Annotated in this window: 18 protein-coding genes; 7 read left to right on the top strand and 11 right to left on the bottom strand. The window is 73.0% G+C overall.

Going from position 1 to position 17396, the window contains the following annotated elements; genetic code table 11:
• Positions 1-18 precede the first annotated feature (18 nt).
• From HHX40_RS03870 to rimP, 3 genes are read right to left on the bottom strand one after another with little or no spacing between them, the layout of a single operon-like run.
• Positions 19-321, bottom strand: coding sequence for a YlxR family protein (locus HHX40_RS03870; protein WP_182879411.1), 303 nt, complete (start codon positions 319-321; stop codon positions 19-21).
• A complete protein-coding gene (gene nusA, locus HHX40_RS03875) occupies positions 305-1294 on the bottom strand; it encodes a transcription termination factor NusA (protein ID WP_220498565.1) in 990 nt (329 codons plus the stop codon). The genes HHX40_RS03870 and nusA overlap by 17 nt, the downstream gene beginning before the upstream one ends.
• A gap of 23 nt (positions 1295-1317) precedes the next feature.
• A complete protein-coding gene (rimP, locus tag HHX40_RS03880) occupies positions 1318-1878 on the bottom strand; it encodes a ribosome maturation factor RimP (protein ID WP_182874855.1) in 561 nt (186 codons plus the stop codon).
• Positions 1879-2038: 160 nt separating this feature from the next.
• Between rimP and HHX40_RS03885 the strand changes: the two genes are divergently transcribed.
• Positions 2039-2572 carry a hypothetical protein gene (locus HHX40_RS03885; protein WP_182879413.1) on the top strand — a complete coding sequence of 178 codons (534 nt, stop codon included), beginning with the start codon at positions 2039-2041 and terminating at the stop codon, positions 2570-2572.
• Positions 2565-3158 (top strand): ferritin-like domain-containing protein, encoded by a 594-nt coding sequence (locus HHX40_RS03890; protein WP_310737933.1) that lies wholly within the window; start codon positions 2565-2567, stop codon positions 3156-3158. Before HHX40_RS03885 ends, HHX40_RS03890 begins: the two co-directional genes overlap by 8 nt.
• Positions 3159-3201: 43 nt before the next feature.
• Here the strand turns inward: HHX40_RS03890 and HHX40_RS03895 are convergent, their stop codons facing one another.
• Entirely contained in the window at positions 3202-4956 is a 1755-nt protein-coding gene (locus tag HHX40_RS03895) for a proline--tRNA ligase (protein WP_182879415.1), read from the bottom strand.
• 175 nt (positions 4957-5131) lie between these two features.
• A complete protein-coding gene (locus tag HHX40_RS03900) occupies positions 5132-5617 on the bottom strand; it encodes a hypothetical protein (RefSeq protein WP_259402406.1) in 486 nt (161 codons plus the stop codon).
• Positions 5618-5841: 224 nt separating this feature from the next.
• On the opposite strand from HHX40_RS03900, the gene HHX40_RS03905 reads away from it, so the two are divergent.
• Entirely contained in the window at positions 5842-7164 is a 1323-nt protein-coding gene (locus HHX40_RS03905; protein WP_182879416.1) for an FAD-dependent oxidoreductase, read from the top strand.
• 32 nt (positions 7165-7196) lie between these two features.
• Here HHX40_RS03905 and HHX40_RS03910 read toward each other — a convergent pair whose 3' ends face one another.
• A complete protein-coding gene (locus HHX40_RS03910) occupies positions 7197-7847 on the bottom strand; it encodes an NYN domain-containing protein (RefSeq protein ID WP_259403281.1) in 651 nt (216 codons plus the stop codon).
• Between the two features lie 181 nt (positions 7848-8028).
• On the opposite strand from HHX40_RS03910, the gene HHX40_RS03915 reads away from it, so the two are divergent.
• Positions 8029-9210 carry a DUF6986 family protein gene (locus tag HHX40_RS03915; RefSeq protein ID WP_182874861.1) on the top strand — a complete coding sequence of 394 codons (1182 nt, stop codon included), beginning with the start codon at positions 8029-8031 and terminating at the stop codon, positions 9208-9210.
• 91 nt (positions 9211-9301) lie between these two features.
• Positions 9302-10888 carry an SAM-dependent methyltransferase gene (locus tag HHX40_RS03920; protein WP_182879418.1) on the top strand — a complete coding sequence of 529 codons (1587 nt, stop codon included), beginning with the start codon at positions 9302-9304 and terminating at the stop codon, positions 10886-10888.
• 12 nt (positions 10889-10900) lie between these two features.
• Here the strand turns inward: HHX40_RS03920 and HHX40_RS03925 are convergent, their stop codons facing one another.
• From HHX40_RS03925 to HHX40_RS03935, 3 genes are all read right to left on the bottom strand, one after another.
• Positions 10901-11581, bottom strand: a complete 681-nt coding sequence (locus tag HHX40_RS03925; RefSeq protein ID WP_117410490.1) for a copper homeostasis protein CutC — start codon at positions 11579-11581, stop codon at positions 10901-10903.
• A 51-nt stretch (positions 11582-11632) separates the two neighbouring features.
• The gene (locus tag HHX40_RS03930) at positions 11633-12358 is read right to left on the bottom strand and encodes a GNAT family N-acetyltransferase (RefSeq protein ID WP_182879419.1); all 726 of its coding nucleotides are present in this window, start codon (positions 12356-12358) and stop codon (positions 11633-11635) included.
• A 320-nt stretch (positions 12359-12678) separates the two neighbouring features.
• Entirely contained in the window at positions 12679-13431 is a 753-nt protein-coding gene (locus HHX40_RS03935) for a GntR family transcriptional regulator (protein WP_117410488.1), read from the bottom strand.
• Positions 13432-13630: 199 nt separating this feature from the next.
• Here HHX40_RS03935 and HHX40_RS03940 point away from each other — a divergent pair, with 199 nt between their 5' ends.
• Both HHX40_RS03940 and HHX40_RS03945 read left to right on the top strand, forming a co-directional pair.
• On the top strand, positions 13631-13888 hold the full coding sequence (locus tag HHX40_RS03940; RefSeq protein ID WP_133306211.1) for a hypothetical protein: 258 nt from the start codon (positions 13631-13633) through the stop codon (positions 13886-13888).
• A 199-nt stretch (positions 13889-14087) separates the two neighbouring features.
• Complete coding sequence (locus tag HHX40_RS03945) at positions 14088-14849, top strand: SDR family oxidoreductase (protein WP_117410486.1); 762 nt, start codon at positions 14088-14090, stop codon at positions 14847-14849.
• A 28-nt stretch (positions 14850-14877) separates the two neighbouring features.
• On the opposite strand, the gene HHX40_RS03950 is transcribed toward HHX40_RS03945, so the two are convergent.
• Positions 14878-15705 (bottom strand): ATP-grasp domain-containing protein, encoded by an 828-nt coding sequence (locus HHX40_RS03950; protein ID WP_182879420.1) that lies wholly within the window; start codon positions 15703-15705, stop codon positions 14878-14880.
• A gap of 96 nt (positions 15706-15801) precedes the next feature.
• Entirely contained in the window at positions 15802-17352 is a 1551-nt protein-coding gene (locus tag HHX40_RS03955) for a glycoside hydrolase family 3 protein (protein ID WP_182879421.1), read from the bottom strand.
• Positions 17353-17396 lie beyond the last annotated feature (44 nt).

The following is a 17396-nucleotide window of genomic DNA, read 5'->3' on the forward strand; positions in this document are numbered from 1 at the left end:
GGGACCAGCGGTAACCATTCACCCGGACCGCCCCGGCGTCAACCCCTCCAGGTGATCCCGCAAGAGCGACGTGTCAAGCGGCCCCTGCGCGCGAAACGCGCGAGGGAACGCCCGCCGACGCTCGGCGAGCTCCAGACAGCGTGGGGACGGGTGCATCGAGGCACCACGTCCCGGGAGCCGTCCTCGCACGTCGGGGACGATGACGTCCTCGACCACGACCAGGCGGAGCAACTCGGACTTTACCGTGCGAACCCGGCAGCCCACACACGTTCTCAGCGGGACTGCCCGGCAACCGTATTCCAGCTTACCTCGCCGACGCATCGGCGGGATCAGCAGGGGCCTGCTCGGTGTCCGGCCGGATGTCGATCCGCCAGCCGGTCAGCCGGTTGGCGAGGCGGGCGTTCTGCCCTTCCTTGCCGATGGCCAGGGACAACTGGTAGTCGGGCACGATGACGCGCGCCATGCGGCCATCGGCGTCGACCACCTCGACACGGGAAACACGCGCGGGAGACAGGGCATTCCCGACGAACTCGGCCGGATCCTCGGACCAGTCGATGATGTCGATCTTCTCGCCGTGCAGCTCCGTCATCACGTTGCGCACCCGCGACCCCATCGGGCCGATGCACGCGCCCTTGGCGTTGACGCCCGGCTTGCGCGACCGTACGGCGATCTTGGTGCGGTGGCCCGCCTCCCGGGCGATGGCCGCGATCTCCACCGTGCCGTCGGCGATCTCCGGGACCTCCAGCGCGAAGAGCTTCTTCACCAGGTTGGGGTGGGTGCGCGAAAGGGTGACCGACGGGCCCTTCGGGCCCTTCTTCACCTGGACGACGTAGCAGCGGATGCGCTCGCCGTGCGCGTACTCCTCACCGGGGACCTGCTCGTTGTGCGGGAGGATCGCCTCGATCTTGCCGAGGTCGACCAGCACCACCCGCGGATCCTTGCCCTGCTGGATGACGCCCGCCACCAGCTCGCCCTCGCGGCTCGCGAACTCGCCGAAGTTGATCTCGTCCTCAGCGTCCCTGAGCTGCTGCAGGATCACCTGCTTGGCCGTGGTGGCGGCGATCCGGCTGAAGTTGGACGGGGTGTCGTCGTACTCGCGCACGACGTCGCCGTTCTCACCCAGCTGGGCCGCCCAGATCACCACGTGGCCCGTGTCGCGGTCCAGCTCGGCGCGCGCCTTCTGCGCCGCGCCCTCGGTCCTGAAGTACGCGATCAGCAGCGCGTCCTCGATCGCCTTGACGACCAGGTCGAAGGAGATGTCCTTCTCCCGCTCCAGGCTGCGCAGGACGCTCATGTCAATGTCCACAAGGCTCCCCCCTAGCCCTCGTCGCCGGTGCCGGCGGCGTCGGCGATGTCCTCGTCGACATCGAGGTCCTCGTCACGTTCGTCATCAAGTTCGTCATCAAGTTCGTCTTCGAGACCGGCGTCGCGCCGGTTGAACTCGACCTGCACACGGCCGCGCACCAGCTCGCCGTAGGCGATGTCGCGCGCGCCGTCCAGCTCCACACCGGACTCGTCCGCGCCGGTCACGCGGCCCTCCACCGAGGTGCCGTCACGCAGCTCCGCCCGCACCAGCCGCCCCTGCGCCCGGCGCCAGTGGCGCGGCTCGGTGAGCGGCCGGTCCACGCCGGGGGAGGTGACCTCCAGGACGTACGCGCTGCCGCCGAGCACGTCCACCTCGTCGAGCCGCTTGGAGACGGACTGGCTCACGTCGGCCACGTCGTCCAGGCTCACGCCGCCGTCCCGGTCCACCACCACGCGCACCAGCCGCCGGCGGCCCGCCGGCGTGACCGTCACGTCCTCCAGGTCGAACCCTTCGGCGGCGACCACCGGGCCGAGCAGTTCGACCAGGCGGCCGCGTCGAGCATCGCTGCCCATGCCGACCTCCCTATGACCGTGTAACTCGCCCGATGTGCCAACAGCCTATCGACACCGGGAGGTGGAAACTGCGCCACACCCGGGCGACGATCCGACACGCACACGATCATCACGGTCACGGGCGGGGACCAGTGGGCGGCGCGCCGTACGATGCTGTCTCGTGGAGGACGGCGGCGGGGCACGGGTGACCAGACGCGCGTTGCTGGGCGTCGCCGCCGCGGCGGGCCTGGCCGCCGCGGGAGGCTGTTCGAGCGGCCCGGGCAAGCCCGCCGCGTCACCCCCTCCGGACCCGCAGACCGTGCTGATCGGCGAGCTGATCGCGGACAAGGAGCGGCTGGTGTCGCTGTACGGGCGCGCGGTCGCCGCCCTGCCCGGCCGGGCCGCCGCGCTGGAGCCGTTCCGGCAGCGGCACGCGGCTCACGCGCGGGCGCTGCGCGCGCTGCTGCCCGCCGGGAACGCTCCGACGACCCCGGCCCCGTCGTCCTCCGGATCGCCGGCCGCAGCGCCGTCCGGGTCGCCCTCCGACGGCTCGCCCGAGGCCTCCGTAGAAGTGCTGAGGGACGCCGAACGGACCGCGGCGGCGGCGCGTCCCGGGCAGACCGCCACGGCCTCGCCCGCCCTCGCCCAGCTTCTGTCCAGCATCGGCGCCTGCGAGGCCGTCCATGTCGTCGCCCTGGGGAGGCTGCGTGGCTGAACCCGCGACCCCGCCCGTCGTGAGCCCGGCTGTGAGCCCGGCCGCGGAGCCCTCCGTCGGCGCCCTCGGCCGGGCCCTGTCCGCCGAGTACGCCGCCGTGTACGCCTACGGAGTCGTCGGCGGGCGGACGAAGGGCGGGCTGCGCGCCCGGGCGACGGCGGCCTTCGACGCCCATCGGGCGCGGCGCGACCAGTTGCGCACCCTCATCACCCAGCGCGGCGGCACGCCCACCGAGCCGGGGCCCTCCTACGGCCTCCCGTTCGAGGTGCGCACGCCGTCCGACGCGGTGCGCCTGGCGGTGCTCGTGGAGCAGCGGGTCGTCACCGCCTATCTGGAGCTCGCCGCCGACCGCGATCCCGCCCTGCGGCGGCTCGCCGCGCTGGCGGCGCAGGAGAGCGCGACGCGCGCGTACGGCTGGCAGCCGGAGATCGGCGCCTTCCCCGGCATGCCCGGCCGCGACGCCGGTCCCACTCAAGCCGGGCCACCCGACAGCGAACCGACCGGCGCCACCCAAACCGACACCACGCAGAGCGGCACCGCACAACCCGACGCAGAACTCCCCGACGCCACTCCCTCCGGGTCGTGATCGCCGGTAGGGCCGGGGCCCGGCCCTACCGGCTACCGGAAGATCACGCGGGAGAGGCGGGGAGGCAGGCGGCGAGGACGCGGTCGACGGCCTGGTCCAGCGGGATCTCCTCCTTGGTCCCGGCGACCCGGTCGCGCAGCTCCACCACACCCTGGGCCAGCCCACGGCCGACGATCAGGACGGTGGGCACACCCAGCAGCTCGGAGTCCTTGAACTTGACGCCCGGCGACACGCCCTGACGGTCGTCCACCAGCACGCGCAGTCCCCGCGCCTCCAGGCTCTCGGCGAGCTCGCTGGCCACCTCGATCTGGTTTTCCTTGCCGGTGCCCACGATGTGCACGTCGGCGGGGGCCACCTCCCTGGGCCACACCAGGCCCAGCTCGTCGTGCCGCTGCTCGGCCAGCACCGCCACCGCCCGGGACACGCCGACGCCGTACGAGCCCATGGTGATGCGGATGGGCTTGCCGTCCGGCCCGAGCGCGTCGAGGTGGGCCGCGTCGGCGTACTTGCGGCCGAGCTGGAAGATGTGGCCGATCTCGATGCCGCGGTCGATGGACAGCGGGTGCGCGCAGCGGGGGCAGGAGTCGCCCGCACGCACCTCGGCGGCCTCGATCGTGCCGTCGGGCTGGAAGTCACGGCCCACGACCACGTGCGCGGCGTGCTTGCCCGCCTCGTTGGCGCCGGTCACCCAGGCCGAGCCGGCGACGACGCGGGGGTCGACCAGGTAGGTGATCCCGAGATCCGCGAGCACCTGCGGGCCGATGTAGCCGCGCACCAGGCCCGGGTGGCGGGCGAAGTCCTCGGCCTCGAAGATCTCCGGCACGCCGGGCGCGAGCGCGGCCTCCAGGCGCTTGAAGTCCACCTCGCGGTCGCCGGGGACGCCGACGACCACGGTCCTGACCTCGTCCGAGCCCGGCGTGCGGACCTTGACGACGAGGTTCTTCAGCGTGTCCGCAGCGGTGACGCCCAGGCCGTACCGCTCGTTGACGTACGTCACCAGCGACTCGATCGTCGGCGTACCGGGCGTGTCGAGGACCTCCATGGCCGGCTGCTCGGCCGTCACCGCGGGCGGTGCGGGCGTGACGACGGCTTCGGCGTTGGCCGCGTACCCGCAGTTGTGGCAGGCCACGAAGGTGTCCTCACCGGTGGCGCAGGGCGCGAGGAACTCCTCCGAGGCCGATCCGCCCATCGCGCCCGACATGGCGAAGCAGATCCGGTAGTCGATGCCGAGGCGGTCGAAGATGCGGATGTAGGCGTCGCGGTGCATCTCGTAGGACCGCTTCAGGCCGTCGTCGTCGAGGTCGAAGGAGTAGGAGTCCTTCATCACGAACTCCCGGCCCCGCAGGATGCCGGCCCGGGGACGCGCCTCGTCGCGGTACTTGGTCTGGATCTGGTACAGCGTCACCGGATAGTCCTTGTAGGAGGAGTACTCCCCCTTGACCATGTCGGTGAACATCTCCTCGTGGGTCGGCCCGAGGAGGTAGTCGGCGCCCTTGCGGTCCTTCAGGCGGAACAGCGTGTCGCCGTACTCGGTCCAGCGGCCCGTGGGCTCGTAGTAGTCGCGGGGCAGCAGCGCGGGGAACAGCACCTCCTGCGCGCCCATCCGGTCCATCTCCTCGCGGACCACCCGGGCGACGTTCTCCAGCACGATCTTGCCGAGGGGCAGCCAGGAGTAGATGCCGGGCGCGACCCGGCGGACGTAGCCGGCGCGGACGAGCAGCTTGTGGCTCGGCACTTCCGCGTCCGCCGGATCCTCACGCAGGGTGCGCAGGAACAGGGTCGACATACGCAGCAGCACGGCTACTCCTTGCTCGTGAGAGGTCTCCCGCCACGCCTCCTCCGGATCGCCGCGGCCGGAGACCCCGGCGCGGATCTCCTCGCGGACCCCCGGCGACGGCGTGGGAGACGAAGACGATGTGCTCCAAGGCTATCGACTCGGGGCACCCGCCGCCTCCCCTCCACGCGCGCCCCGCTCAGCCGCCGAGAAGTTCCTCCCAGTGCTGGCGCGACCGCTCCCCGGCGCCCGCCGGGCCGTCCAGCACCGCCGACAGCCGCCACAGGCCCGGCCTGGACCGCAGCCGTTCCATCCCGAACGGGTCGATCGCCCGCAGCACGAAAGTCACCCCCATCACGTCGATCACGGCGGTCGACGCGGTCGCGGGACCGGCCGGGGCGGTCGGCGCGGCGTCGGGGCCCGGCTCGCCGATCCGCTCGACCAGCAGCGCCGCCACCTCCGCCGCCTGCGGGCCGTCGCGCCACTCGACCTGCCAGGAGTGGTCGGTGGTCCGCCACCAGGTGAGGTCGCGGCACGCCTCCAGTGTCTCCGCCTCGCCGGACAGCGCGGCCATGACCCGGCCCAGCGCCTCGTAGCGGCGGCCGTCGCCTGGATCGTTCCGTGGCCCCCGGACCGTGGCCGGCGAGGCCCCGGGCTCGTCCTGCCCCCCGCGCAGTCCCCTCATGTCAGGGAGGGTCCCACCGCCCGGCCGTCTCGTCCGCGGGTTTCCCCGTCTTTTAGCCCCAGAGCCCACGGGCATCACTCTGATCGCGGCCGCCGGGTCGCCGCAACCCCACGAATCATCACAACACGGATCACAGTCGGGTGCCTCGGCATGGCGTTCCGGTGACACGGCCGCCGCCGATGATAAAGAATCAAAGACAGAGACGCCGCCGCTGCCGGGAGGCCATGGTGACACTGCGCGTCGCGATCGTCGGGTCGGGCCCGGCCGGGATCTACACGGCCGAGGCACTGGTCAAACAGTCGCACGACCCCGTCGAGGTGGACGTGCTCGAACGCCTGCCGACGCCCTACGGGCTCGTGCGGTACGGCGTCGCGCCCGACCACACGTCGATCAAGTCGATCGCCGGGTACCTCCGGCGCGTCCTCGAGACGCCCGGGGTGCGCTTCCTCGGCGGTGTGGAACTCGGCGCGGACGTCTCGGCCGACGATCTGCTGTCCTGCTACGACGCCGTCGTCTACTGCACCGGCGCGATGGTCGACAGGCAGCTCGGCATCCCGGGCGAGGACCTTCCGGGCAGCGTCGCCGCGACGGACTTCGTCAACTGGTACTGCGGCCACCCCGACGTCCCGCCGGACACCTTCTCCCTGGACGCCGAGGACGTCGTCGTCATCGGCGTCGGGAACGTCGCCGTGGACGTGGTGCGGATCATGGCCAAGACCGCCGACGAACTGCGCGGCACCGACGTGCCCGAGGAGGTGCTCGACCGGCTGGCCGCCTCGCGGGTCAGGCGCATCCACATGGTCGGCCGGCGCGGCCCGGAGCACGCCAAGTTCACCCTCAAGGAGCTGCGCGAGCTCGGCGAGTTGCTGAACGCCGACGTCCTGACCTTCCCCCACGAGATCGGGACCGCCGACCTGACCGCCCTGTCGCGGCAGGTCAAGGGCAACGTGGACGTGCTGCGGTCGTGGTCGGAGCGCGAGCCGGCCGACCGGCCGCGCCGTCTGGAGGTGCGCTTCTGGCTGCGCCCGGTGGAGATCCTCGGGGTCTCCCGGGTCGAGGGCGTACGGCTGGAGCGGACCCGCCTGGAGGACGGGCGGGTCGTCGGGACCGGCGAGTTCGAGACGATCCCGGCGGACATGGTGATGCGCTCGGTCGGCTACCGGAGCGTCGCGCTGCCCGGGGTGCCCTTCGACGCGCGGGCGATGACGGTGCCCAACGTCGCCGGGAAGGTGACCGACCGGCAGTACGTCGCGGGCTGGCTGAAGCGGGGACCGACCGGGGTGATCGGGACCAACAAGTCCGACGCCGCGGAGACCGTGCGCACCCTGCTCGCCGAGGTGACGCCGGGGACCGCGACGACCCGGCTGGACGACCTGCTCGCCGCCCGCGGCGTGCGCCCGGTGACGTACGAGGACTGGCTGGGGATCGAGGCCGCGGAGGCGGCGCTGGCGGAGAACCTCAAGCGGGGCGAGCGGGTGAAGCTGGTGGGCAGGGACGCCATGCTGGGCGCCTGCGGCCGTCTCGCGCGCGGGGGAACGCCCTCCTGAGCGCCCGTCGGGCGGCGCGGATCCGACGAGGGTCAGTTCCAGTACCCCGGCCGGTGGTAGCGGGCGCCGTCGCGCCCGGGCACGAGGTCGGGCAGCTGCGACCGGCGGATGATCGCTTCCCCGAGGGGGAACCACGCGTCGCTCGCCAGGCGCAGGCCGTCAGAACGGCGTCCGGGCGGGAACACGGCGACCACCCGGGTCTTGCCGCCCCGCCGGGCGTCCACCGACCGCACGGCCTCGATCGCCGCGCACAGGTCGCTGTCGGCCGACAGCAGCAGCACGACGTCGACGAGATCGAGCGCGACGTCGCCGACGATCGCGGCGGCGAGAGCGGCGTCGGACTGCTTCTCCTCGTACGTCCGCCAGGAGGCTCCGCAGATGCGGCAGGAGGCCCGCTGCTCCTGGAACCGTCCCAGCACCACGTCGACCCCCAGGGTCTCGAGAACCGCGAGATAGGTCTTCTGCCGTAGCAGCGCGCCTGGTTCGTTGCGCACGTGGGCGCTGAAGTAGCGAATGGTGGTCAGCGTCTGGCCGGGCTTCAACAGCCGGCTCGCCAGCGCGTGCAGATCGAGCCAGAGATAGCGTCTGCCCCGCAGGGAACGCAGCCCGTAGTAGAGGTTGAACCCATCCACGTAGACCCCGACGCGTACGGATCGAGGAACGGGGTTGTCGCGCACCGCCATCACGCCCTAACATGGTGTCACCGCGCCCGGGGTTACGTCCCCGGGCTCTACGGCCCCCGACAGGGGGCCGTTTCTTTTTTCGCTCGCTTGTTCGAGTAAGAGGATACCCAACTCTCCGTCGCCACGTGACGACGTTGCGTGATGAAGTCGCCCGTGCCGGGACTCTGCGAGGATCGTCCGCATGGAGACGACGCTGACCGGCCTGGACGGGCTGCTCGACGGCTTCGACCGCGTCTACCGCGACCAGCTCGCCCGTTACCCCGCGGGGCAGGAGCCGGCGTGGCAGCCGGTGCACACCGTGTACGTGCCGGCGGACCGGGTCACGGCGGAGGTCGTCCACGAATGGCGGCACGCCGCCGCCGACCTGCTCAACCGGCTGCTGTTCACGCCGGGCGAGCTGGCCGCGCTGTTCGGGCTGGACCTCGAACTGGCCCGGCCGGTGCACGAGCGGGTCCGCCGCAAGCTCCACAACGAGCCCATCGAGGACCTGCGGATCGACTTCGAGGACGGGTACGGCGTGCGCGCGCCGGAGGAGGAGGACCGGCACGCCGAGTCCGCCGCCGCGGCGGTGGCCGAGATGCACCGCGCGGGCACGCTGCCGCGCCGGTGGGGGCTGCGGGTGAAGTCGTTCGCCGACGGCGACCCGCACCGCTCGGTCCGTACGCTCGACGGCTTCCTCACCGAGGTCGTACGGCGGGCCGGGCGGCTTCCGGACGGGTTCACGGTGACGTTCCCCAAGGTCCTCATGGAGGACTACCTCCGGCAGTTCGCCCGCTGCCTAGAGGCTCTGGAGCGCGCGCTGGCGCTGCCCTCCGGGACGCTGCGCTTCGAGATGCAGGTGGAGGCCCCGCAGACCGTGCTGTTCCTGCAGCGGTCGGCCGGCCTGGTGCCGTCGCTCGGCGGGCGGCTCGCGGCCGCGCACTTCGGGGTGTTCGACTACACCGCGGCGGTCGGGTTGCCCCCGGACGAGCAGCGGCTCGACCATCCCGCGTGCGATCACGCCAGGCACGTCATGCGGACCGCGCTCGCCGGCACGGGCGTCGAGCTGTCGGACGGCTCCCTCGCCGCGGCGCCGGCCTCGGACTCGGCCGCCGACGTGCACGCCCTGCTCCGCAGGCACTCGGCGCTGGTGGCGCACTCGCTGTCCCACGGCTTCCACCAGGGCTGGGACATGCATCCCTCCCATCTCGTCAGCCGCTTCACTACCGTCTACGCGTTCCATCTCGCCTGCTACGAGAAGTACGCCGACCGGGTGCACGCGTGGGAGGAGCGGCGGGCCGCGGCGGGCGGGGTCTTGGACGAGCCCGCCACCGTCCGGACGCTGGCCGCCGCGCTGGCCCGGGCCGACCAGGCCCTCGGCTGACCGCGTCCGTCTTTGCCATATCGGCAACGTTGTTTGGCGGTCCCGCCGATCATGTCGCATCGTGACCGGAGCGATGCGAGAGGAGATTCGGGTGGACGGGACATATGACGTGATCGTGATCGGCGGCGGCGCGGCCGGGCTCAGCGGCGCCCTGGCGCTGGCGCGGGCGAGACGGACGGTGCTGGTGGTCGACGACGGGCGGCCGCGCAACGCGCCGGCCTCACACGTGCACAACTACCTCGGCAGGGAGGGCACGCCGCCCGGCGAGTTGCTGGCGGCCGGGCGCGCGGAGGTCGAGGCGTACGGCGGTGAGGTCACCGACGGCCGCGTGGCGAGGGCGGCGCGGGAGGACGACGGCCGTTTCCTCGTGACGCTCGACGACGGGCGTGTGCTCCGCGCGCGACGGCTGCTGCTCGCGACGGGGCTCGCGGACGAGCTTCCGGACGTGCCCGGTCTGGCCGGACGGTGGGGCCGCGACGTGCTGCACTGCCCCTACTGCCACGGCTGGGAGGTCCGCGACCGGCGGATCGGGGTGCTGGCCACCGGGCCGCACGCCGTCCATCAGGCCTGCCTGTGGCGGCAGTGGACCGACGACGTGGTCTTCCTCAACCATCACGCCGTGCCGCTGACGGAGGAGGACGCCGAGCGGCTCGCGGCGCGCCGGATCGCCGTCGCGGACGGCCCGGTCACGGCGGTGGAGGTCACCGGCGACGCGATCAGCGGAGTGCGCCTGGCCTCGGGCGACGTGATCGCGCTCGACGCGGTCGTCGTCGCGCCGCTGTTCACCGCCCGCGCCGAGGTGGCGCGGTCACTCGGGCTCACGCCGGTGGAGGTGGAGGTCCGCGGTCAGGTGGTCGGCAGCCGGATCCCCGCGGAGCCTACCGGGGCCACCGCCGTGCCCGGCGTCTGGGTGGCGGGCAACACGGCCGACGTGATGGCACAGGTGATCATGGCCGCCGCGGCGGGCCTGACCGCCGGCGCGGCGATCAACATGGACCTCGTCGCCGAGGAGACCACGGAGGAGGTCGGCGCCTACCGGCATCAGATGGGCACGATGTTCGAGGAGGCCGCCTGGGAGGAGCGCTACCGGTCCCGGCCGGCCGTCTGGAGCGGGCGCCCGAACCCGCAACTCGTCGCCGAGGCGGCCGATCTGCCCCCGGGGCGGGCCCTCGACGTCGGCAGCGGCGAGGGCGCCGACTCCGTGTGGCTCGCCGAGCGCGGCTGGCGGGTGACCGGGACGGACATCTCGGCCACCGCGCTGAAGCGGGCCGCCGCCCACGCCGCCGACACCGGTCCCGAGGTCGCGGCCCGGATCGAGTGGCTCCATGCGGACCTGCGCGACCACCCGCTCCCCGAGGGGGCGTACGACCTGGTGTCGGCGCACTACATGCACCTGCCGGGCGAGACCCGGCGGGCGCTGTACGCCCGGCTGGCCGCCGCCGTTGCGCCGGGAGGCACCCTGCTGATCGTCGGGCACCACCCGCTCGACCTGCTGACCGTGCCCCACCGGCCGCACTTCCCGCAGGCGATGTTCACCGCCGAGGAGATCGCGGCCTCGCTCGACCCGGCCGCCTGGGAGGTGACGGCCGCCGAGGCGCGGCCGCGCACGGCGAAGGACCCGGAGGGGCACGAGATCACGATCCGGGACGCCGTCCTGGTCGCGCGCCGCCGCGCCTGACGGCGCCGGGGTTCAGAGCCGGTCCACGAGGCGGCGCCAGTGCCTGACCCGGCTGGGGTCGACGGGCTCCTGCCAGGAGCCCCGCACCGCGCCTCCCACGTGGAAGGCGCGGATGCCGTAGTCGAGCAGCGCCGGGACGTGCGCCTCGCGCAGGCCGCCGCCGGCGAGCACGAGCGAAGCGTCCCCCGCCTCCGCCCGGGTCCGCAGGACGTGCAGGCCACTGCCGACTCCCTCGGGCGACCCCGACGTGAGGACGGTCGCCAGGTTCGGCAGCAGCCGTACGGCGCGCCACGCGGCCCGCACGTCGGCGGCGTGGTCCACCGCGCGGTGGAAGGTCCAGGGCAGCGGCGAGACGGCGTGGATGAGCGCCTGGGTCGCCTCCACGTCCACGGACCCGTCCTCGGAGAGGAATCCGAAGACGAACCCCGCCGCGCCGGCCTCGGTCAGTTCCTTCACGTCGCGGCGCAGCCGGTCGAGCTCCTCCGGGCTCACCGTGAATCCGGCGTCGCGGCGGAGCATGATCATCTGCGGCAGGCCGCACTCGCGGGCGATGGCCGCGACGAGGTCCGCCGAGGGGGTGAGCCCGCCCGAGCCCATGTCGGACACGACCTCCAGGCGGTCCGCCCCACCCTCCTCGGCGGCCACGGCGTCACGCAGATCGAGCGCGATCACTTCAAGGAGGGATCCCGTCATGATGTGAACAGTATCGGGTCCCTTTGCGGCGCCTCACGGCATCCGCCCTGTTCAGCACTCGATCAACTCGTTGTGTGCCGTGATGTCAAGAACGCGCAACTGCTGCGTCCCGTGGCCCCCGCGCGGGGCCGGCACCAGCGGAACGCGGCGCTCCGGCCGCCGCCGCTGCCCCGGCCGTGCCGGTTCGGCGTGCTCGGAACGGTCCCAGCCGGAGAGCACGGCGCAGGCGTCCCGCTCGAACAGCGCCCCCGAGGCGCGGTGCGGCAGGTCGACGGTGCGGACGTGCCGGAAGCCCGCCCCGCGGTAGTACGCCTGCAGCCGGGCGTTGTCCTTCGCGCAGTCGAGGCGCAGGTACGGCCGGCCCTGGACGGCGGCCCGCAGACCGGCCCAGTCGAGCAGCGTCTCCCCCAGGCCCTGGCCCGAGAAGGACCTGTGCACGGCCAGTTTGTGGACGTACAGCGCGTCGCCGGGCCGGTCCCGCGGCGTCCAGAACTCCGCGTCGGCGTGACCGTCCACCGCGATCGTGGCGGCGGGCACGCGGGCGGCGCCCTCGACGGTCTCCGCGTCCTCTCCGGCGTCGAGCAGGTACATGACCCCCTCGCCGATCAGCGGGGCGATGCGCTCGGCGGGGAAGCCCGCGGCGGGCCACTGCCGTACGCCGAGACCGTTCAGCCAGCCGGCGGTGCGGGCCAGCAGGACGAGGACCCCCGGAAGGTCGGCGGGGGTGGCGCGACGCAGCGTGAGTTCCGTAACAAGATCCAGGGTGTTCGCAGGCATGCCTGATTCCTTTCGTGCCGAGGGGGATGATCTGATCACTCAGAGTGACGGCGAGACGCCGTACAGCGTCCGTCGCGGGGACGGCGAGGCCTCGCTAGGGCGCGCGGGTGCGGCGAGGCCAGCGGCGGGAGCGCCCCCGGGAGACGGCACGGTGATCGGAACGGCGATCGGAACAGCGATCGGGGCGGGAACCGGCACGGTAGTGATCGGCACGGGGATCGGCACGGCGGCCGGACGGGCCGGCGCACAGGAGGTGAGCGCCCCCCGGAGGAGGGCTCGGCCTGGGACGCCCGCTCAGGGGAGCGGGCGCCGGGGCCTCGTCAATGACGTTCCAGCTCGTATCGGATCAGATGTTTGTCCGCGGGCAGCACGGACACGGCGACGCGGACCGGGGTGTCGTCGGCGTCGTAGCCGACCCGGGTGTGGACGACGACCGGGGTGCCGGGCTCCAGCTGGAGCCGCGCCGACTCGTCGGAGGTGGGCATGCGGGCCGAGAGGTCGTCGACCACGCGGGTCTGCAGGTGCCCGAGCTCCTCCAGCACCCTGTTGGCTCCGCGGGTGATGTCCCCCGGCCGGGCGATCTCGGAGCCCCCCACGATCTCCAGGGGGAAGTACGAGTCCAGCGTGTTGAACGGCTGGGCGTCGACGAACCGCAGACGGCGGCGCACCACGGCCAGGGCGCCGTCGGCGAGGGCGAGGCGGGTCGCCACGTCCTCGGGCGGTTCGACGATCGACACCTCGATCCGCTGGTCGGCCGTACGGCCCTCGGACCGGACGGCGTGGACGAACGCGTCGAACCGCGGCTCTTCCTGGTCGTGCGCGAGGAACTCGTCCTGGGGCCGCATGAGGAGGGGACGGCGCTCGCGTACGAACGTTCCACGCCGGCGCATCCGCAGGATGAGACCCTCGTTCTCCAGCTCGCCCAGCGCCAGCCGTACGGTGTTGCGGCTGACCCCGTGCGCCTCCATGAGGTCGGTCTCGGTCGGGATCTGGTCCCCCGGCGCGAGTTCGCCCGCGTAGATGGCCCTGCGCACCTCGGCGGCCACCTGCTGATAGAGCGACGATCGTGCCATCTTTCCTCAATCCACCCTTTTGTTCCAACAAATCTAGAGGATCTCGGTCTAGCGGGAAACAACCCCTTGACCGGAGCCCTCCGGGCCGCGCATTATCCAAACGTTGGTACAAATCCATCCAATGGAGGTGGGGCAAGTGCTAGCGGTCCGTGCGGGCACGCCGTACTTGCCCTGGCGGGACCCCTGCGAGGCGACGCGGATGCTGCGCTACGCCTTGCATCGGCAGGGGTTCACCCACACCTACCAGAGCAACGGGAACGGCATGTCCGTGCTGTCGGTATCCACCGACCTGACGGTCTGGTGCAGGAACGGGTCGTTTGTGTGGCATGAGGATGACTTCCTCATCACGCATCCCTCCGACGACCCCGACGGCGCGACACGCCTGATCATGCGGCACCACCGCACGCCGGAGCGGCCGGACGACGACGGCCTCTCCCCAGAGACTCCGTGCGAATGAACGAGGTCTCGACCCCAACCCTCGCCGGGGTCGAGGCCTCGCGCCGGGGCGGAGCGCGTCCTGGCGGGTCCCCCACGCCCGCCAGGACGCGCCACCGTTAGCCCGCGCCGTTAACCCGCGCCGTTGACCCGCGCCGCCGGACTCGACTCCGCCGCCACGCGGGACCGGCCGGGAACCGACCGGTCGGTACGCTTCCCTCATGACTCTGTTCTCGGTGGAAGGCAAGACGGTCGTCGTGACGGGCGGCTCCCGGGGAATCGGCAAGATGATCGCGCGCGGGTTCCTCGACGCGGGCGCCACCGTCTACATCTCCTCCCGCAAGCGGGACGAGCTGGAGGCCACGGCCGCGGAGCTGGGCTGCCCGGCGGTCCGGGCCGACCTGTCGACCCCCGAGGGCGTCGAGACGCTGGCGCGGGCGGTGGAGGAGCGGGAGAGCCGGCTCGACGTGCTCGTCAACAACGCCGGGGCGAGCTGGGGCGCGCCCCTGGAGGAGTATCCCGAGCACGCCTTCGACAAGCTCTGGGACATCAACGTCAAGGGCGTCTTCTTCCTCACCCGCCGGTTCCTGCCGCTGCTGCGCGCCGCCGCCTCGCCCGACGACCCCGCCCGCGTGATCAACATCGGGTCGGTCGACGGGCTGCGGGTGCCGTTCATGGAGAACTACGCCTACTCGGCCGCGAAGGCGGGGGTCCACATGCTGACCCGGCACCTGGCGCATCGGCTGGCCAAGGAGTCAATCACCGTCAACGCGATCGCCCCCGGGCCGTTCGAGTCGAAGATGATGGCCTTCGCGCTCGACGACCCCGAGATGCGCGGCGCGATCGAGAGCGGCGTGCCGCTGGGGCGGATCGGCCGGCCCGACGACATGGCGGGCGCGGCCGTCTTCCTCGCCTCACGGGCCGGCTCGTACCTCACCGGGGCCGTCATCCCGGTGGACGGCGGCATATCGACGCACGGCTGAACACTGGCCCGCCCTGGTGGGCGCGGGGTCAGCCCGCCTTGAGCGCCTCGGCGAGGGCCTCGGCGAACAGGTCCGGCGCGGCCAGCTCGTCCCGCAGGAACAGGTACGGCTCGGTGAGCTCGACCTCCATCAGCACCGGCTCGCCGTCCGGCATCCTGACCAGGTCCACCCGGGCGTACAGCAGATCCGGCGGGACGGCGGCCAGCACCCGCTCGGCCAGCGCGAACTGGTCGTCGTCGGGGTCGCGCAGGGTGGCGCGGTTCTCCGCCGTGGCCTCGACGCCGCTGAGCATGGGATGCCGCCGTACGGCGTGGCTGAACCGGCCGCCGAAGTACAGCAGCGACAGCTCCCCCTCCAGTTCCACGGACGGGAGGTACGGCTGGACCATGACCGTGCGGCCCTCGTCGAGCAGCCGGGCCACGTGCGCTGCCGCGGCGTCCCGATCAGCCGTGCGGGTCGTGTCGCGGGCCCCCGCCGAGACGGCCGGCTTGACGACGTACTCGTCCCACTCGGGCAGCCCGGCGCCCGGCTCGGGCCAGAAGGTGGGTACGGTCGGCACGCCGAGCGTGCGCAGGTAGGTCTTGTCGGTGTTCCATTCGAGCACCGCCGCCGGGTTGAACAGCCGCGTGACCCGCTCCACCCGATGGGCCCAGGCGACGAACTCGTCACGCCGCTCGATGTAGTCCCAGGCGGAGCGGACGACCACCGCGTCGAACTCCGACCAGTCGGCCCGGGGGTCGCGCCAGTTCACCGGCGCCCCCTCGATGCCGACCCCGAGCCAGGCGGCGAGGGCGGTCTCCCGCTCGTCGTCGTGGCGGCTCACCGTATCGTCGGCGGTGACGTAGGCGACCTTCATGAAGCTCCCATCCGCGATGCGTCGGCGCCCATGCTACGGCGCGTGTCACACCGCCGGGCCGCCGCCCGCCCTCCCCCGCCGCCCGCTCGGGTGCCCTCAGCCGAGGCCGGCGAGGACCTCGGCCGCCGCCTGGCCGCAGACCCTGGCGGCGCCGTGCGTGGCGATGTGGACCGCCCCCAGGTCCGTACGGCCCGGCAGCCCCATCTCGACCACGACGCCGTCGGGCCGGGCGGCCAGCAGGCGCTCCAGCAGGTCCGTCTGCCAGGGATGCCGGTGGGCGTCCCGGACCACGACGACGAGAGGCCGCTCGGCCGCCTGGCGCAGGATCGCGGCGGCGACGCCGTCGCCCGGCTCGCGCGCGCCGCGCCCGTCCTCCGCGTGCCCGTCCTCCGCGTGCCCGTCCTGCGCGCGCACGTCCTCCGCGCGCAGGCGGGTGACCGTGGTGCCCGGCAGCAGCTTGCCCAGCGGCTCCCCCGCGCCCCACGGCATGCCCTTGTCGATCGCGAGGTTGGTCTCCGGCGCGAGCTCCACCACGTGGGGCGCCGCGGCCAGCGGCAGCGTCCCGGCCGGTCCGCGCAGGGTGACCCGCAGCGCCCGGCGGGCGGCGGCCAGCCCGATCTCGCCGGGCACGGCGTCCCCCGGCTCCGCCCCGGCCCGCCAGGCGGCCAGGGCGCGCACCCGGGCCGCCGCGTCGGCGAGCCGCTCCTCCGTCAGCGATCCCTCCGTCACGGCGTCGGCGATCGCGTCGCGGATGCGCGCGTGGGTCGCCTCGTCGGCGTTCTCGCCGCCCACGCAGACCGCGTCGGCCCCCGCCGCCACGGCCATCGCGCTCGCGCCGCCCAGGCCGTACCGGCCGGAGACCGCGGCCATCTCGATGCCGTCGGTGACGATCAGGCCCTCGAAGCCCAGCTCCCGCCTGAGCAGGCCGGTGAGGACGCGGGGGCTCAGGGTGGCCGGCCGCTCCTCGTCGTACGCAGTCACGAGCAGGTGACCGGTCATGATGGAGCGCACCCCCTCCCGGATCGCCACCCGGAACGGCAACAGCTCGACCTCGGCCAGCTCCTCACGTGAGGCGGTCACCCGCGGGATCCCGTGGTGGGAGTCCACGGACGTGTCGCCGTGCCCGGGGAAGTGCTTGGCGCAGGCGGCGACGCCGGTGGACTGCAGCCCGCGGATCCAGGCGGCCGTGTGCCGCGCGACGAGCCCCGGGGCGGCGCCGAACGCGCGCAGGCCGATGACCGGGTTGTCCGGGTTGGAGTTGACGTCGGCGGCCGGGGCGAAGTCGATGGTGATGCCGGCCTGCCGCAGGTCGTGCCCGATGTCCCGGGCCACCTGCTCGGTCAGCTCCACGTCGTCCACGACGCCGAGTGCGTAGTTGCCGGGCCGTGAGCTGCCCGTGCGGGCCTCCAGCCGCGTCACCTCGCCCGCCTCCTCGTCGATGCCGATCACGACGTCGGGGTTCTCCGCGCGCAGCGACGAGGTCAGGGCGGCGAGCTGGGCCGGGGTGTCCACGTTCCGCGAGAACAGCACGACGCCGGCGAGGCCGCCCGCGAGCCGCCGCCGCACCCAGTCGGGGGCGGTGGTCCCGGCGAAGCCGGGCAGGAGGACCGTGTCGGCCAGACGGAGCAGGTCAGGGCTTCGCTTCATGCTGCGTCCACAGGGCATCGCTCAGGCATGCCCCGCAATCTAAT

Origin of the sequence: Microbispora sp. H10949, assembly GCF_014161435.1 — a bacterium.
Lineage (GTDB): Bacteria > Actinomycetota > Actinomycetes > Streptosporangiales > Streptosporangiaceae > Microbispora > Microbispora triticiradicis.

What these genes read in the sequence shown, in the direction of transcription:
- HHX40_RS03930 (WP_182879419.1), bottom strand. Translation starts at nt 12,358, where the DNA reads ATGCCTGCGAACACCCTGGATCTTGTTACGGAACTCACGCTGCGTCGC.
- HHX40_RS03940 (WP_133306211.1), top strand. Translation starts at nt 13,631, where the DNA reads ATGCTGCGCTACGCCTTGCATCGGCAGGGGTTCACCCACACCTACCAG.
- HHX40_RS03915 (WP_182874861.1), top strand. Translation starts at nt 8,029, where the DNA reads ATGGAGACGACGCTGACCGGCCTGGACGGGCTGCTCGACGGCTTCGAC.
- HHX40_RS03900 (WP_259402406.1), bottom strand. Translation starts at nt 5,617, where the DNA reads ATGAGGGGACTGCGCGGGGGGCAGGACGAGCCCGGGGCCTCGCCGGCC.
- HHX40_RS03870 (WP_182879411.1), bottom strand. Translation starts at nt 321, where the DNA reads ATGCGTCGGCGAGGTAAGCTGGAATACGGTTGCCGGGCAGTCCCGCTG.
- HHX40_RS03905 (WP_182879416.1), top strand. Translation starts at nt 5,842, where the DNA reads ATGGTGACACTGCGCGTCGCGATCGTCGGGTCGGGCCCGGCCGGGATC.
- HHX40_RS03945 (WP_117410486.1), top strand. Translation starts at nt 14,088, where the DNA reads ATGACTCTGTTCTCGGTGGAAGGCAAGACGGTCGTCGTGACGGGCGGC.
- HHX40_RS03950 (WP_182879420.1), bottom strand. Translation starts at nt 15,705, where the DNA reads ATGAAGGTCGCCTACGTCACCGCCGACGATACGGTGAGCCGCCACGAC.
- rimP (WP_182874855.1), bottom strand. Translation starts at nt 1,878, where the DNA reads ATGGGCAGCGATGCTCGACGCGGCCGCCTGGTCGAACTGCTCGGCCCG.
- HHX40_RS03910 (WP_259403281.1), bottom strand. Translation starts at nt 7,847, where the DNA reads ATGGCGGTGCGCGACAACCCCGTTCCTCGATCCGTACGCGTCGGGGTC.
- HHX40_RS03925 (WP_117410490.1), bottom strand. Translation starts at nt 11,581, where the DNA reads ATGACGGGATCCCTCCTTGAAGTGATCGCGCTCGATCTGCGTGACGCC.
- nusA (WP_220498565.1), bottom strand. Translation starts at nt 1,294, where the DNA reads ATGAGCGTCCTGCGCAGCCTGGAGCGGGAGAAGGACATCTCCTTCGAC.
- HHX40_RS03935 (WP_117410488.1), bottom strand. Translation starts at nt 13,431, where the DNA reads ATGGCACGATCGTCGCTCTATCAGCAGGTGGCCGCCGAGGTGCGCAGG.
- HHX40_RS03955 (WP_182879421.1), bottom strand. Translation starts at nt 17,352, where the DNA reads ATGAAGCGAAGCCCTGACCTGCTCCGTCTGGCCGACACGGTCCTCCTG.